Source organism: Rheinheimera sp. KL1 (genome assembly GCF_001275035.1).
Taxonomy (GTDB): domain Bacteria; phylum Pseudomonadota; class Gammaproteobacteria; order Enterobacterales; family Alteromonadaceae; genus Pararheinheimera; species Pararheinheimera tangshanensis.
This window is the reverse complement of the sequence record NZ_LAMX01000012.1, coordinates 171432-187977: the sequence shown is the minus strand read 5'-3', so window position 1 is coordinate 187977 and position 16546 is coordinate 171432. Positions and strand designations below refer to the sequence as shown.

Annotated in this window: 12 protein-coding genes and 2 pseudogenes; 4 read left to right on the top strand and 10 right to left on the bottom strand. The window is 45.8% G+C overall.

Annotated elements, in window-relative coordinates:
- Positions 1-37: 37 nt before the first annotated feature.
- The 3 genes from WH43_RS05900 to WH43_RS05890 all read right to left on the bottom strand — a co-directional run bounded on the left by WH43_RS05900 (position 38) and on the right by WH43_RS05890 (position 4206).
- Entirely contained in the window at positions 38-1444 is a 1407-nt protein-coding gene (locus WH43_RS05900; RefSeq protein ID WP_053423714.1) for a DUF2971 domain-containing protein, read from the bottom strand.
- 29 nt (positions 1445-1473) lie between these two features.
- The gene (locus tag WH43_RS05895; RefSeq protein WP_053423713.1) at positions 1474-3246 is read right to left on the bottom strand and encodes a site-specific integrase; all 1773 of its coding nucleotides are present in this window, start codon (positions 3244-3246) and stop codon (positions 1474-1476) included.
- A gap of 264 nt (positions 3247-3510) precedes the next feature.
- A complete protein-coding gene (locus tag WH43_RS05890) occupies positions 3511-4206 on the bottom strand; it encodes a 2OG-Fe(II) oxygenase (RefSeq protein ID WP_053423712.1) in 696 nt (231 codons plus the stop codon).
- 269 nt (positions 4207-4475) lie between these two features.
- Between WH43_RS05890 and WH43_RS05885 the strand changes: the two genes are divergently transcribed.
- Complete coding sequence (locus WH43_RS05885; RefSeq protein WP_053423711.1) at positions 4476-4727, top strand: DUF4282 domain-containing protein; 252 nt, start codon at positions 4476-4478, stop codon at positions 4725-4727.
- Between the two features lie 66 nt (positions 4728-4793).
- On the opposite strand, the gene WH43_RS05880 is transcribed toward WH43_RS05885, so the two are convergent.
- Both WH43_RS05880 and WH43_RS05875 read right to left on the bottom strand, forming a co-directional pair.
- Entirely contained in the window at positions 4794-5051 is a 258-nt protein-coding gene (locus WH43_RS05880; protein ID WP_053423710.1) for a hypothetical protein, read from the bottom strand.
- Between the two features lie 92 nt (positions 5052-5143).
- The gene (locus tag WH43_RS05875; RefSeq protein WP_053423709.1) at positions 5144-5929 is read right to left on the bottom strand and encodes a CLCA_X family protein; all 786 of its coding nucleotides are present in this window, start codon (positions 5927-5929) and stop codon (positions 5144-5146) included.
- A 104-nt stretch (positions 5930-6033) separates the two neighbouring features.
- Here WH43_RS05875 and paeA point away from each other — a divergent pair.
- Positions 6034-7388: pseudogene (paeA, locus tag WH43_RS21190) on the top strand (polyamine export protein PaeA).
- 55 nt (positions 7389-7443) lie between these two features.
- Here paeA and WH43_RS05865 read toward each other — a convergent pair.
- Complete coding sequence (locus tag WH43_RS05865; protein WP_053423708.1) at positions 7444-9315, bottom strand: DUF885 domain-containing protein; 1872 nt, start codon at positions 9313-9315, stop codon at positions 7444-7446.
- Between the two features lie 176 nt (positions 9316-9491).
- Here WH43_RS05865 and WH43_RS21050 point away from each other — a divergent pair.
- Positions 9492-10675, top strand: a pseudogene (locus WH43_RS21050) (MFS transporter).
- Between the two features lie 198 nt (positions 10676-10873).
- Positions 10874-12454, top strand: a complete 1581-nt coding sequence (locus tag WH43_RS05855; protein ID WP_053423707.1) for an ATP-binding cassette domain-containing protein — start codon at positions 10874-10876, stop codon at positions 12452-12454.
- A 36-nt stretch (positions 12455-12490) separates the two neighbouring features.
- Here the strand turns inward: WH43_RS05855 and WH43_RS05850 are convergent, their stop codons facing one another.
- The 4 genes from WH43_RS05850 to yegD form a co-directional block, all read right to left on the bottom strand.
- Positions 12491-12892, bottom strand: a complete 402-nt coding sequence (locus tag WH43_RS05850; protein WP_053423706.1) for a hypothetical protein — start codon at positions 12890-12892, stop codon at positions 12491-12493.
- A gap of 67 nt (positions 12893-12959) precedes the next feature.
- Positions 12960-13646 (bottom strand): pseudouridine synthase, encoded by a 687-nt coding sequence (locus tag WH43_RS05845; RefSeq protein WP_053423705.1) that lies wholly within the window; start codon positions 13644-13646, stop codon positions 12960-12962.
- 24 nt (positions 13647-13670) lie between these two features.
- The gene (locus tag WH43_RS05840; protein WP_053423704.1) at positions 13671-15086 is read right to left on the bottom strand and encodes a DEAD/DEAH box helicase; all 1416 of its coding nucleotides are present in this window, start codon (positions 15084-15086) and stop codon (positions 13671-13673) included.
- A gap of 144 nt (positions 15087-15230) precedes the next feature.
- Positions 15231-16535: a molecular chaperone gene (gene yegD / locus WH43_RS05835; RefSeq protein WP_053423703.1), complete on the bottom strand. Its 1305-nt coding sequence runs from the start codon at positions 16533-16535 to the stop codon at positions 15231-15233.
- Between the last annotated feature and the right edge of the window lie 11 nt (positions 16536-16546).

The following is a 16546-nucleotide window of genomic DNA, read 5'->3' as shown; positions in this document are numbered from 1 at the left end:
ATATTATGTTTGGTCAGGGCTTATCTAATCCTATGACTCAGTCAATTAAATGCCTTTTGATTTTATTCTCTTTGGAACAGAAGTAAGCATCGTAAAACTGAAAATCAGAACGATTGTTTGCTCTACACTTTTCTTTGAGGATTTTGATTACTTTTATCTTACTCTCTGGGTCAATTCGCATTCCGAATATAACCCCCCTCAGAGTCGAGAAGTTGTAATTCAAGAATCTATTTTGATGCTCAGACAAATCAAAAATTGAACTGGTGTAAATAGCTCTATATTCCCGCTCTTGCTTCCATACTTCGCCCTTTAATGTTATTGCCTCATAAAACTTTTCCCAGTATTTATTTCGCCATTCTTTCTCTGAAGCTACAAAGTCAAGATTTGGGCTAATAATGCCGTTTTTGTCTGAGTACCACATACTCATTAATGTTGGAATATTGAGTAAGCCAAGGGAGCTGAAAAAGTTTGCACTAGACGTAGTATTTTTATAGGTCACTCTGTGTAATGGAAAGGCATCCCAGCTTTTCGTGTAACCTCCTTTGCTGGACCAGTTGCTTGTTGCCTCTAGATTTATTGACAGCTTGTCTGCGCTTTCATTGACATCAAAAATAAGGCAAACACCAGCGTGCTCAGAACCATAGTGAGCCCATATAGATGAGTTGCTATAGTCATCTATAAAGCACGCCGCATACCACTTGGGAAAGCAAAGCTTTTCAACGCTTCGGGTATAAGATGCTGGAAAGTCTTGCAGCAGAAACCGAGCGGTGTTCGTTGTTTTTAAGTTAGCATTAGGCACTCTCTCTGGAAGGTACTTTTTTGAAGTTCGATTTAGAAACGAGAAAAACGATGTCGCATTCATATCGTCGTTTGAGCTATCTAAAGTCAGGTCACCAAAGATAAAGTCATGGTTAGAAATAATATCTAGAGTGCTTTCAGCGCTAGATGGAATCCGTTTACTTTCTTCAAAAATGCCCTCTTCAATCAAGACGTCAAAAACGACCTTGAGAGCAAAAAAATGGATTGTTCTAAAAAGAGTTTCAAGTTCATCACGCTTCACAGGAATGCTGCGCGAGGATAGCCTACTTACTAGCAAGTTTATTTTTGAGTTCGAAAGAAACGTATCGCATGTTCTATTTGCAAGATTTTTCCAATCTTCTGTAGCTAGCCCGCAAATGGAACCGAACACAGGAATATCTCCGTCGGTCATCAAATCTTCACTGGGTTTAAGAGGTGCAACGATTGTTGCGTGATGTAAACAAAACAAGTAATGTCGAAACAAACTAGTCCAAACAACATCATCACCTGACCAATAAATATCTCGGTATCCCTCCATCGGGTCGTTCAATGCCTCGGGGGAAGCGAAATAAATCACCTGCTTCTCAAGCTCGCCATTATCAATAAGGCGCTTAATAGACCTAAATCTGTATAGCTCTTTACCCATAACAATCTCCCTTTGTTAAACAAGCCCTATTAGCTCATAGATATAATCAATGGCGCTTCAGGTATCAAGTCGATCTGTCTACTCAGCAACTCAAGCGAATACTGACCATAAGTATCTGACACATCACCCGAGCTATGGCCTGTGATTGCATCGCTGACCTCTTTAGGAATGCCTACATCACGCGCTAAGGTTTTCCATGTGTGTCTAAAGCCGTGCATTGGTTTAATGTCTTGCCTGATGTCTAGTTTATTTCTCCACTGATACGATAACCAAGTAGATATTTTATTGGCATAGCGCCCATCACTGCCTTTTGTTAATTTACTAAATACGCGACCGTCAGCAGGTTGTTGACTTACATAGTCGATAAACCCTAGCGCGACTAAATGCTTATGCAGCGGTACTTTCCGAACACTGCCTTTATTCTTAACGCTCTTGTCAGCTTTGTCTGCTGTGATATGTAAGTAGTGAATGCCTTTCTCTTGCTTTACATCGCTGACATACAGCTGTGCCAGTTCTTCCACCCTAGCGCCAGTGTAGTAGGCGAGTAAGGGCAACCAGTAGACAGCTTCACCATAAGCACCATTCGACGGCCTGAATCCCTGTGTGAATATAGGGCTGCTGAAAATCTTAACCAGATCGCTCTGTGAATACTGTTTAAATTCACCTGATACACGCTCAATGCTCTGAGTTAATCGTCTTGTCGCACCCCTAGCTGGATTACTATCACTTAGTCCTACCTCGACAGCGTATTCAAGCACTGAGCTTAAAGCCATCATCTGCTTTCTCGCTGTGTTTGGTGACAGCAGTGGTAGATTCTCTGATGCAGCTATCTTGATTTGGTCTTCCAGTGATTTAGACGTAATCTCTCGCCGTGGTCTTGAAGGTAGGCGCAGAAGTAAATCCCTAAAGTGACCTATATCAGTCTTAGTTATTTGGCTGACAGGCTTACCGTTACTGAATTCATCAAAGCGCTTAATAACGCTGGAATAATCGTTCAGGGTGCGCTCTACAGACTTTTCGTTGCCTATAGCTGCTCTTAGCTGTGTCTCTTTGTATCGCTCAAACACAGCAGTTATAGATTCAGTTTTTAGCTTCTCAAGTAGCGGCTTCGACTGCTCTGGATTATCTCTCTGCAATGGTGGGGAAGTCTCAGCGTTAGCCATTGGTTCAGGCTGTGGGTCTGTACCTGTCCAAAACACTGCGCTGGTGACAGCATCACGTAGCTTAGGGATAACACTAGCAATACCTGTAACTACAGCTTTAAACGATGCCTGATTTCTTGGAATTAGATAACCAGCTTTGGTAAGTAAGTCTTCAGCATCATCAGCGAATAGCTCAAAGCATTCCTGTTCATAATCCAATGGCAAGCCGTCTGCTGCTGATTCATCTGTAGCTTCTGCTTTGCTGTCATTCCACTGACTAAGCCGCACAGCGATAAGGTCGTACTTAGTGATAAGACTAAGCGCGTTCTCTTTGCTGTGCTGTACTTTCAGTAGTTCATTGTTATAGAAGCGCGATATTAGGATGCTGACATCACGCCTATTAAGAACGTCTGGCTTTACCTCTGCCTGAACCTTCAGATTGTCAGCAAGCTCTGCCTTTCTTCGTAGTTCTTCAAACTCAAAGCGATAACCGTCAGAGATATGAGGAAACAAGCGTCTTGCTTCAGCGGCTGACTTAGTGCCAAGAGACTTTCTGATTTCTGTCTTTCCGTATGCTTCTCTGATGTCTTTAGGGACGACGATTCGACAGTAATAAACGCCTGTTTTGGGATGCTTCCAAGGTTGAGCTAACATACCCATTTGTACCACCTCTTTGTACCACCTTTGACTGCTGTGGAGTTGATTATATCATTGATTTGATAGGATTTATAATCATAACAATCACTTGCAGTACATCTTGGTGGGGTCTTGGTTCGAACCCTTAGTTCGACAAATTCGCCGGGAGCGAATTTGGACGCGCTTTAGCGCGGCCCGCAGGGCAAGCACCATGGATGGTGCTGGCAATCCCTCTCTCGGTGTCCTGCTTCCGGCCAGATAGTGCCCCCCGCAGCTCAATCAAACTCATCACTCCGACCAATACCAACTTGTCACGTTGTAGCGATAAGCAGCGGCGGCGCCATGAGTTACAGCTTTTACCCAATGCTCAGAGCCCTCTGAGGAGGGATCAAACAATACACAGCGGTTGTATAAAGGCGCGATAGTGACTGAATTATCATCTTTGCCCATAAAAACCAGTTCACCGCCTTGTTCATTGCTCCAGTCTTTATTCAAATACAGCAGCAAACAGATTTCTCTGCCGGGTGAATCATCTGCATGTTGATTGACAAAATCCCTGGCGCCTAAGCGGAAGAAATTGGTATTAATTTCAGGCTTGGCAACATGAATATCCGTAACTTGGACATCAAAGATCTTCGAGAGCAGGGCCATAAACTCTGTGCCTCGCAGAAATTGCAAAAACTCCAGCGCAATAGCTGATTGGGCATGATTTGCACCTGCTATATAACCTTGCCACAGATCCCGCTGCACAAAGCGTTCTGTGTCAGGAGTTGCATGCCATTGGCTTTCGTCGACGTATAAGGCAGAGTAGCTGTGTTTCTGGCTTTGCCAATATTGTTCCTGCTGCAACACAGCATAGATGCTATCTAACTTCTGCTGGTCAAACAGGCCATCGATCACTATATGCCTGGGCGTGGAAGCCGCCAGGGCTTTTCTATACCTACGGATAGCGGAAGGGATAATTTGCTGGTCATTCAGCCACATTCAAAAACTTGCCTCCAAAGTGAGATCGCGCTTCAAAAGTTTGATCATACAATATTTTGCCTCTTGACCCTCACTGGTCCATAGCTTTGGGACTTTTACTTATTTTGGTTGATGCCGAAAAGTAGGTTTTTGTATAACTGTTGAAATAACCCAGGTAATTCATTACCTTATAACTAGCCATTATTAATTATGGCTATCAATAATCCCGGTTTTGGTCGCTACCAGAATTAGGGTGACAGAACTAACGGAATGTATAAAAGGACTTCCCGATGAAAAGTATATTTTTCTTTGACTCTATGCTAACGCCAAAAATTATCACCGCAGTGTATTGGATCTTGTTAGCTGCTTCAGTGTTCAGCGGTTTAGGCGCCATGTTTTCTGATTATGGTGGTGGTTTTCTGGTTGGATTAGGTATTTTGATTGGTGGCGCTATTGGGGCTCGTATTTGGTGCGAGTTGTTGATCGTGTTATTTAAGATCAATGCCAATCTGCAAAAAATAGCTGAGAAGAGCGATCAATAAATACTTTGATGCGACGATTCCGCAGCAAGTCCATGATGCTCTTGCTGCAATTTTAAGGCTTCAGCTTCATCCCACCCGCCACTCAAGACCATAATGAGCAAAGAGCTCTGCATCTTTAGCAAACCAGAGCTCAAAGGCCTGAACATCATAACCTTCTTGTTGAGCCAATCTAAAGATCCTGACAGAAAGCTCCAGCAGGTCGCAGTATTGCCAGGCTTTACCTTGATAGAGCACCGCCAAATCAGGTTGTTCAGCCAATATCTCTATCGCTTTCATCGTCTGATTTAAACGACGTAGTTCTTCTGTGCGCCATGTTGTGTTCATTACTCAGATCCTCTGGTCAAAATACCGTCAGTATTTGTTTAGTACAGGATGTTGTTCAATTTTTATGCCATGGCTTTTGCGAATAATAAAAGTTAACGCAAAGCACGACCGAGTAAAGAAAAATAACCAAGCCAGTGCTGTGCTAACACTGAAGATAACGCAGAGTCTGGGTATAAGCCGGCTTTGGAGGTTTTACTTTTCAAAGTGCCGCTGACTAAAAAGCTGTTTTTAAGTTGTTGCTGTTGCAGCATATGTTCGAAAGCCCGCGCGGCCAGCTCTTCTGGTTTGGCGTAATAATAAATACCATGTTGCTGATCAAAGGCGGCAGAGGTTTTGACATAGTGATTGGGTTCAGAGCCATTGGCTGTTAAAAACAACGCAGCAAAACTCTGCTCTAAATATTGATTGAGTGGGTGAGGGGAAACTTTTGCATTATTTAGCCAGCTGGAACTGGCAAAAGCAGAAGCTGGAAGCTCATCGCTGAATAATTTGCTGCAAATATAATGATCAAAAGCATGAAACCACTCGTGCGCTAAGCTGCCTCCACCCGCATTTTTCGCCAGCGCCAGTAAACGGCCCTGCGGCTGATAAAAAGCGCAGCTGCCTTGTTGGCCACCAATGCCAAAATGCAGGCTCAGGCTTTGATTCAGTGAAATCACTCGTTCTGGCACCTGTAACAGCAGCATCAGGTCGGATAAAGCGTCAAAAAACAGATTCGCAGCCAGTTGCTGCTCGGAAGCTGTAACCCATCGACCAATTTTAATACTTTGGAAACCAAAAATTTTTACTATATCCAAAAAGCTGACATCGGCACCGGATCGATGTGCCGGGCCGTTACGAAAATAGGCTTGTTGGATGCGGGGTACTAAATCTGCCATAGGGTAACTGGTTCAAATTTAAACATTTTTTAAAGGCTTATGCTGGGAAAACACAGTTTAAGTCGTATACTGATAAGCGGTATAGTGATTTTCATTAAAACCTGATGGCTTTTCTATGCCAAAGTCCATTTAAAAAGAGTGATTTTATGTCCCTGCTAGAAAATTTACTGATTATGTTACTGCTGATCAGTGCCAGCGCCTTCTTTTCTATGTCTGAAATAGCTTTAGCTGCTTCACGCAAAATCCGCTTAAAACAACTGGCGTCTGATGGAGAGCCAGGGCGGCCTTAGTCTTACAACTGCAATCCAACCCTGGCAGTTTTTTCACCATAGCTCAAATTGGCTTAAATGCGGTGGCTATTTTAGGTGGTATTTTGGGTGAGGCAGCTTTTACTCCTTCTATTTTGAACCTGCTGAATTTATTTTTTGAAAGCCCGGCCAATGAAGGCATAGCTTTTGGTTTATCAGTATTTTTTGTCACAGCTTTGTTTATTTTGTTTGCTGACTTAATGCCAAAGCGCCTGGCGATGTTAGCGCCGGAAAAAGTAGCTATTTCTGTGGTCAACCTAATTTTATTAATGCTGGTCATTTTTAAACCTTTGGTTTGGTTTTTTAATAGTTTGGCCAATCTGGTGTTTAAACTCTTTAACGTACCAACTCAGCGGATCGACCAAATTACACCAGAAGACATAGTGGCCATGATGGACGAGGGCGCTCAGGCTGGTGTCTTGCAGCAGCAGGAACGTACTCTGCTGGAGAACGTGTTTGATATGGATTCCCGCACTGTGACTTCTGCGATGACAGCACGCGAAAGCTTGATTTACTTTAATTTAAAAGAATCGGCTGACAGTATTAAAAACAAAATTGCTGAGCATCCCCATGCTAAATTTATTGTCTGTGATGACAGTCTGGATAAAGTCGTGGGTTATGTCGACAGTCGCGATATTCTGATGCAGGTGTTGCATCAGCAGCCTATTAATTTACTGAAAGAAGGCATGATCCACACCCCTTTAATAGTGCCTGACTCTCTGTCCCTGTATGAAGTGCTGGCGCATTTTAAATCCAGTGGTATCGACTTTGCTGTCGTGCTCAATGAGTACGCCTTGACGGTCGGTATGGTCACCCTGAAGGATGTGATGAGCATAGTGATGGGGGAGCTGGTGAATTCAGACGAGGAGCAAATAGTGCAGCGCGATGAGGCGTCTTGGCTGGTAGAGGGGTTAACGCCACTGGATGATGTGATGCGGGTCTTTGATATCGACAGTTTCCCTGATGATGAAAACTACGAAACCATTGCCGGCTTTATGATGTATATGCTGCGAAAAATTCCAAAGCGCACCGACTTTGTCGTCTATCAGGGCTACAAGTTTGAAGTGGTCGACATCGACAGCTACAAAATTGACCAGTTGCTGGTCACCAAAGTAAAAGTCGCAGAGCAAGGCGAGCAGGCTGGGGGTTAACCCCTCACAAAGCAAACCGATGGGGGCAGACTCTATCATCTGCCCCACAACTATTTTATACCTTCTGAGTCGCCACCCAGTTTTTCACTTTGCTATCCAGCACCGACATAGGCACTGCGCCCCCTAACAGCACTAAATCGTGAAAGGCCTTGATGTCAAATTTGTCGCCTAACTGCTCTTTGGCATAAGAGCGTAGTTCCACAATCTTCAGCATGCCCAGCTTGTAACCTAAAGCCTGACCAGGCCATGCCATATAACGTTCGATTTCTGACACTACATCAGACTCTGTGGTGCCAGTCGTTTCAGCCATGTAGCTGATAGCTTGCTCCCTGGTCCATTTTTTCGCATGCAGGCCGGTGTCGACCACTAAACGCACAGAGCGGAATAACTCGGCTTTCAGACGGCCTAAATCACCAAAAGGATCGTCTTTGTACATGCCCATTTCTTTCGCGACCAGCTCCGAATACAAAGCCCAGCCTTCAACATAGCTGTTGTATGGTGCAACACGACGTAATAAGGGCAAATGTTCCTGAGCTAAATTCAAGGCCACCTGCCAGTGGTGGCCTGGATTGGCTTCATGATAAGTCAGCGTTTTTAAATCAAATTTAGCGTTGGCTTTAATATCGCGCAGATTGATCCAGTAAATACCTGGTTTACTGCCATCCATAGCGGGCGAGCTGTATTGTCCGCCTGCTGCACTGTCCTGAATTTCTACCGGAATACGGCGCACTTCCACCGGATAAGGTGGCTTGGTGGCAAATTGTTCAGGCATGCGCAGATTAATTTCCGCTATGTATTTGTTCAAATCATCCAGCACTTGCTGACGACCAGCGTCTGAGTCTTCGTACAAGAAACGCTTTTCATTGTTAAGTGCTGTCATGCGTGCACCAACAGAACCTTCTTTATAGCCTTGGGCTTGTAAGATGCTATCCATTTCCTGGCTAATACGGGCTACTTCATCCAAACCTATCTGGTGAATTTGCTCCGGGGTAAGATCAGTGTCGCCTAGCTGCTTCACTGAATAGGCATAAAATTTATCTCCACCGGGCTGAGCCCAAATACCTGATTCAGTTCTGGCTTTTGATAATTGCGCGCGCACTGCAGCGGCGAGTTGCTGATAACCTGCTTGAACTTGCTGCTCAACTAAAACAGCAGCTGAAGTCAGATACTGCTGCTTAGCTTCTGCTGACAGGTCTTTTAATGTATCCAGCTTTTTCGCGAAATCCTTATACAACACATGCTCTGTGACTTCACCGCCAGCATAACCATCAAGTATGGCCAGAGCTTTTTCTAACAAAATTTTAGGGGCTATCCAGCCCGCTTCAGCGTCAGAGGTAAAACCTTGCTCAACCGCTTTGAGCGCAGTGCCAAACTTCTCCAGTCGGCTTAAGTAGTTTTTGGCGTCCTGTTCATTCGCTACGGGATGAGAGTTTTGTAAAGCACCGGCCATATCTATGGTAGGGCCATTGATCTGATTGACCACAAAAGCAGAGTGCCCCATCCAGGAGTCGATATAGCCACGAGGTAACTCGTTGCTACCGGCGTAGTACTGCATAATATTTAGCATCACAGCCTGGTTTTCCCCCTCTACAGCATCGGCTGGCACAGGAAGAGCTGCAAGTTGGCTAATCACAGCGTTCAGCTGTTGCCGAAGTTGTGCTTCGGCTTCTGCGCTGTAGTTTTCCAGCTCTGTGTTAAAAGCTTTGCCTACCACCTCTTCGGATAAGCCTAACGCTGAGGCATTTAAGGCGCGAGCCTGAAACAGAATTTGGGTAGCCTGCTGGTACAGTTGAGCTGCAGATTGGGCTTTTGGAATAACAGCGGCTGCAGTTGTAGTGGGAGACACGGGTTCTGCTTGTTTGGGGGCATCGTTACAACCTGCGACTAGCAGGCTGCTGATGGTCAGAGCGAGAAAAGAGAGACGCATAGTTTTTCCTTTTGGTTTGAGTGCGTAAAGTGGGCTTTATCTTACGCTTTGCCTGAGGTTATTTCAGCTGTACGACAGGCATTTGCGGTAAAACAAAGTAAAAATTGGCTTGTTCGCGGTATACTTAGCCATCTTTGGTGAGTCGTTTCTGTGGCTCAAGCTTGTTGACGAATACGATGATTGAAAAAAGAACACCCGCTTTTTACGCCGCTAGTTTTGCGCTTTGTCTGGCCGCGGTATTTGTGTTTGCCAACCTGCATATGCTGCAACCTTTATTGCCACTGTTAAGCCGTGAGTTTCAGCTAACGCCACTACAAACCAGCTGGAGTTATGCCATAGGCACGCTGGCGCTGGGGTTGTCTTTGCTGGTGTATGGAGCCTTATCGGACGCTTATGGCCGGCGTACTTTGCTGCTTTGGAGTTTGGGCGGTATGGCGCTGAGTACATTGGCACTGACCCAGGTTGAATCCTATCACTCACTGCTCGTGCTGCGTGCTTTGCAGGGCTTTTGTCTGGGCGGTTTACCCGCTATTGCCATTGCTTATATGGGCGAAGAATTCAGTAAAACCGCCATGGTGGTGGCTGTGGCTATTACATCAGCGCCAATTCATTGGGAGGCATCAGCGGACGTTTGTTATCTGGCTGGTTTGCTGAACTGAATCACTGGCAATGGGTATTCTGGCCTATGGGGCTGGGTAGCGTGCTTTGTACTTATCTGGTCTGGCGTTATCTGCCTGAATCCAGCTATTTTCAGAAGCAGCCATTTCAATTCAAACAAGCCATGTCGGACAACTGGTTTCATTTAAGACAAAAAACTTTGTTGCTGACCTATCTGATTGGCGGTCTTAACTTTTTTATCTTTTTAAATCAGTATACTTTTGTCGCGTTTCGCCTCACCGAAACACCTTATTTGCTATCTAGCGGCTGGATTGGCTTGTTATTTATTACCTATTTAACCGGCACTATTGGTTCTGCTTTATCTGGCAAAGTGGGTCAAAAAATCCATCCGGCTTTGGGGATGGCGCTGGGCATAGGCATTATGATGTTGGGCACTGTACTGACTTTATTTGCGGCTTTGCCTCTGATCGTCAGTGGTTTTTTTATCAGCGCTTTTGGTTTTTTCCTTTGCCATTCGCTCGCCAGCGGTTGGGTCAATCAGCAGGCGGTAAAAGCTAAAGCCAGTGCCAGCGCTTTGTATCTGGTGTTTTATTATCTCGGCGCCAGTTCTGGTGGCTTGTATTTATCACCTTTCTGGCAACACTGGGGCTGGACTGGCGTGGTCATAGGTTCTTTGCTGATGTTTATGCTGACCCTATTTTTAAGTTTTTGGCTACAGCACAGTGCATCAAAAATGCAATAAAACAACTTGCGTCCATTTTGTGTTGCTTGTTAGCATAAAACCACTTTCACTTCGAGTATCGCTGAAATGAACAACTAAATTCCCGAAAATTTGTAGCCGTTATTGTACAAATCATCAGGAATGCTGTTGTTTAACAGGTCTTTATTGCTTTTTTCTTTTTGTCTGTGAACACAGTATTCCTGTATTTCAGGAGTCTGTATGTCTGAATTATCCAACGTTTTATCATGTCGCCAATTCCAATGGCTCCATCCAGGGCTTGAGTGGTTACACCCAGCTATCGATTTACAACTTCAGAACAAAGCTCAGGCTTTGGTTGGATTAAATGGCTGTGGTAAATCCTTATTTTTACGTTATTTAGCCCGGCAGGAAACTGGCTTGGTGCACAGTGGTGAACTGCTTTGGCAGCAGCCATTTTATTACGTGTCACAACAGGAGCCTGATCTTAATCAAAGTATCAGCCATTATCTGGGGCTGGATACATTGTTCGCAGCTTTAGCTCGAGTCGAGGTCGGCGGTCTGGAGCAAAACGATTTTGATCATATTGGCGATCGCTGGCTGGCCAAAGTTGAGTTAGTGCAGTGGCTACAGCAATTAGAGTTACCCTCAGATCCTGCTTTGCCGCTAAGTGCATTAAGCGGAGGGCAATTGATGAAACTGCGTCTTGCCAAAGCTTTTGCAACAGAGCAGTTTTTGCTACTAGATGAAGTTTCAAACCATTTAGATAAAAAGGCTCGTTTGTGGCTTCAGCAACAACTGCAGCAACATCAGGCTGGTTATCTGCTGGTGAGCCATGATGTGGAGTTATTGTCGACTGTAGATTGTATTTATCAATTATCGCCTTTAGGGTTGGAGAAATATCAGGGCAACTACCAGGACTTTTTACAGCAGAGTCAAAGGCAACAGCAGCAGTTACAGCAACAAAATGACAAGTTAAAGCAGCGACAAAGCATTCAGCAACAGCAGCAACAGCGTTTGCTGGAACTGCAACAGCAAAAACATCAGCAGGCAAAACGGAACCGCATACACAGCAATCAGGCACCGATACTGCTTGGGAAAAAAGCACAACAGGCTGAGCAGAGTCGGGGACGTTTGCAACTGCAGGTGCAAGCTCAGCAGCAAGAGCTTGGTGCAAAGCGGCAGCAGATACAGCGACAACTGGATTATCGTGAATTGCCCAAACTACCAGAGCCCCGCGAGGTGAAACCTTGCAGTGGACCAGTGATTTGTTGTGACACAGTCGTATTGCCTTATGGTCATAGTGCGCCTTTATCCTTTCAGCTTAATGTGCAGCAACGTTGCCTTGTCAGCGGAGGCAATGGCAGTGGCAAATCGACCTTACTTCAAGTACTGGCGGGTTTTATTCAGCCAGAACAAGGCTTGGTGCAGGTAAAGCAGAAACTCTGGTACTTGGACCAGTATTTATCTTTATTGGATGGTTTTCCGGGGGCTGTTGATGCGATCTGGGGGCTGACCACCATGTCGCAGGAGTCGCAGATCCGAACTGCCTTGTCTGGCATAGGCCTTGATGCTTTGCGTCTGAACGTGCCAACGCAGCAACTCAGCGGTGGAGAGCGGATGAAGTTGCTGTTACTGATTTTGGCATTGCAGCCTTATGCGCCTTTTTTGCTGTTGGATGAGCCGGACAATCATCTGGATTTTCAGGCTCTCGCTATGCTCAAAGCCTTTTTACGGAAATATCCAGCCGGTTTTATACTGGTGACTCATCAGGATGCACAGTGGCAGCAGCTTGATTTCTCTGCGTTGATAAGACTGGATTAATTCAGTCTTATCTTGGTTAAACTTGCCTTTGCCAAGCTAATCCAGTCTTACCCAGACTTCCTCAATTTTCATTCCATCTTCCATACCACTGTGATGCCAGAGATCGCCCTCTACTCTGGCTTTAAATTGATACGTTTTATTGAGCATGTTGATGACTGAACCTGTTCGTGGAGTTTCGTTATAGTCATTACCTTTCAACTGGTAGGAGCCTGTTAAGGCACTACTGAAGCTGCCGTCTTTATTGACTGTGACAAAGCTGAAATAGCTTTTTGATAAGACTTTTACCGATTTCAGTTCGTCCCCCGATAGAGTGATCACAGTGCCATCGGCTTTGGTGTAAACCGCAGATTTGAGCATCCAGCTGCCTTGCAGTGGGGTAGCCTCTGCAGCGGCTGCAAAGCAGAACATAGCAAAAACCCAAAAGGTGAAGTGCTTCATTTTGCGCTCTTTTCAGTAGTTTTGTCATGACTAACTTTACAATACAAAATAGAAATTGATAACCGCTTTAGCCTGCACTGAGGTTAACGGTTTGAAAACAACCTTCAGCTAAATCGGCGAGGCTAAACTGTGCAAGCTGAATACGCTTGAGCTGTACTACTTTCAAACCGACGGAACGGCACATATAGCGGATTTGTCGGTTTAAGCCCTGGGTCAGTACAATTTCAAACCGATTGGAGCTAAGTTGCGTGACCTGACAAGGACGGGATTGATAGGTATGAGGGCCAACAGTCCAACTCACGCCGGATGCCAATTGCGCTAAAGCCTGAGTTGTAAGAGCTATATCCACCGTTACCTGATAGGTCTTTTCATGATAAAAATCAGGGTGTAATAAACGTTGCGTCAGTTCGCCATCATTGGTCAACAGCACTAAACCACAGGAGTCTTTATCCAGTCGTCCAACCGGGAATAGCCGCATTGGAAATTGCTGCAGCAGATGGTAGAGGCTGTCAGCTTTTTCAGGATTGAGGTTGCAGTCTATGCCGACAGGTTTGTGATAGAGCAGATAATGTTTTTCAGCCACAGCCCGAAAAGGCTGACCATCGACCTGAATCGAATCTTCTTCATCAACATGGTCAATATGATTAGCTGGGCGCTGGTTCACCAACACCCGGCCTTCGTCAATCAACCTTGAAGCGGCACGTCTTGAGCAAAGGCCATGGTCGGCCAGGTATTTGGCTAAACGAATTTTCATCCGTTTTTCTACCTGAGTAACAGCTTAAGCCGTGGTTTTAGGCTTAGGTTTAAAGCGACGACGCTGACCATTGCCGTTGTTGTGTTCTGCAGCTGGTGTAGCCATATGACCTGCGGCCTGAGTCTGAATACCAGGCGTTTTAGGCGCTTCAAAGCGACGTGCAGGCTTTTGACCCTGAGCTGGTTTTGCTCCGCCATGGGCTGCAGGCTTGGCGCCACTCTGTTTCGCTTTGGTGTTTTCAGCTTGTGGCTTACGCACAGGACGAGGAGGACGTGGAGCTTTAGCGATAGCGACCATAGCTTCAGGCAATGGGTTTGGATTCATGCTCTGGCTTGGTAATTTAATACCAATTAAACGTTCCACTTGTTTCAGTTGTGGAATTTCATCCGGTGCAACAAAAGATACAGCCAAACCCGATTTGCCAGCACGGCCAGTACGGCCAATACGGTGCACGTAATCAGCAGGTGAGCGTGGCAGCGCAAAGTTCACCACATAAGGCAGCTGAGAAATATCTATACCACGGGCGGCTACATCTGTTGCAACTAAGACTCGTAATTCATTGGCTTTAAAGTCGGCCAAAGCTTTAGTGCGGGCATTTTGGCTTTTATTGCCATGCAAAGCAGCAGATGGAATACCGGCATAGGTCAGCTGTTCACTTAAGCGGTTGGCTTCGTGTTTGGTGGGCATAAATACCAGCACCTGTTGCCAGTTATTTTCAGTGATCAGCTGACACAAAGCGGCCGTTTTCTGACCTTTGTTCAGCAAGTAGACTTGCTGTTCAATTTTCTCGACCGTGGTATTTTCCGGTGTGACCTGGATCATCAGCGGGTTTTGTAACAGGCCTTTGGTCAGTGATTTAATTTCATCACTGAAAGTGGCGGAAAACAGCAGGTTCTGACGAACCTTAGGCAAGAGTGCCAGAATTTTTTTCAAATCACGGATAAAGCCCATATCCAACATGCGGTCGGCTTCGTCCAGAACCAACATTTGTACCTGGTCCAGCTTTAAGGCGTTTTGGCTTAATAAGTCCAGTAAACGGCCAGGGGTAGCGGTTAAAATATCCACACCACCACGTAAAGCCATCATTTGTGGATTAATGCTAACACCACCAAACACCACATGATGCTTAAGTTTTGGACTTAACTCTTTACCGTACTTTTGAATTTGCTCTTCAATTTGCGCTGCCAGCTCACGGGTCGGCGTCAAAATCAGCGCCTTGACCGGACGAGGTTTCTGAATAGGCTGAGCGGATAAAATTTGTAGTATAGGTAATACAAAGCTGGCAGTTTTACCTGTGCCGGTTTGAGCGGCAGCCAACAGATCACGGCGCTGTAACACAGCAGGAATGGCCTGTTGTTGAATAGGGGTTGGTTGGGTATAACCGGCCTGATGCACGGCCTCAACTAAAGCTGGGTTTAAACCCAAAGCAGAAAATGACATTAAATTTCTCAAATAAAAGCGCGAACCCCAATTGGCCCACGCAAAAAGCCGCGCATTGTAACGGGAAAGCGCTGGCGCGACCAGCGCTATTGTTGGTTTTTTGTGCAGTCTGGCAAATTGAGTGGAATTAAAGCCAAAATCGGGTCAGGCAAAACGAAGCGAGGCGAGCTTGCTTAAGCCCATAGCGACAGAGCCAAACTGATCCCCCCGGATCACCGGCACATCAGGCAATAACTGCTGCAGCATCTGTTGCACACCGGGCACAGCAGAGGCGCCCCCTGTAACAAAGATACTGTCGGGTTTAACACCAGCGCTTTGTATACACTGCTGAATCAGCTTACTGATACCGGATAATTCCTGATACAAGGCATCTATTAACTGTTGCTGTGACAGGTTTTGCACCAGATGTTGTTCAATACGCTCCAGCACCACATCTACAGCAGGATGTTCGGTCAGACCTATTTTGGCTTGCTCAGCTTTTTGGTTCAGGTAATAACTCAGGTTCTGCTGATAGACCTGGATAAAGCGTTGGATCAGGGCCGGTTCAGCCGCCAGTTGCTGTAAATCCAACAGTTCGTCATAGGTTTTTTCCGCATAAAAGCGTTCTTGGGCGTGAATATCGATGATATTGACTGCATCACTGAACAGCGCGCCGGGCAAAGGTTTGCCATCCTGCGCCAGACTCTGGCGGCCAAATAGCTTCATCAGGCCATAGATGGTCAGTTTGATGTCCATATCCACACCACCAATACGTTTACCGCTGTGGCCTAATAGATCGCTGCTACGGTCAAAGGTCTGGCTATGTTGTGGTCCTAACCGGATCAGGCTGATATCACTGGTACCGCCACCAATGTCCACCACCAATACCAGTCGCTCTTTATCCAGATGACGTTCGTATTCAATCGCTGCTGCGACCGGCTCGTAGGCAAAATCGACTTCTTTAAAACCAACCCTGCTTGCCGCCTGGTTTAAAATCGCCAAAGCCCGTTCATCACCTAAAGCTAAATCTATGCCCTGAAAATGGATGGGACGGCCAATCAGCACTCGTTCAACCGGATGAGCTAACTTTTGCTCTGCACCTTGTTTGATCCGGCTGAGCAATAAAGTCGCCACTTGGGTATAAATTTCAGTTTGAGCTGGTGTTAAGCGACTGCCAAGCATCGACTTAGGCGAGCGAATAAAGACCCCGCCCAAAGGGTCCATGCTGTAGCGTTCATGTGCGGCTTTCCCGACCAGCACTGTGCTGTTTTGCGCCAGTAAGCGGGTCAAACTGGCGGACAGGTAGGCGTCTTCGTCGTCTGGATCCCGCTGACGTTCAATATACAAGGCAGAACTCAAATAGCGGCTGCCGTCTTGCTCCAACGCCAGTAAATGCGGCTGTTGCTCCAGCATAAAACCTGCGGCACAGTTGGAGGTACCAAAATCAACGGCAAGATAAGGAGCAGACATAACACCACCTG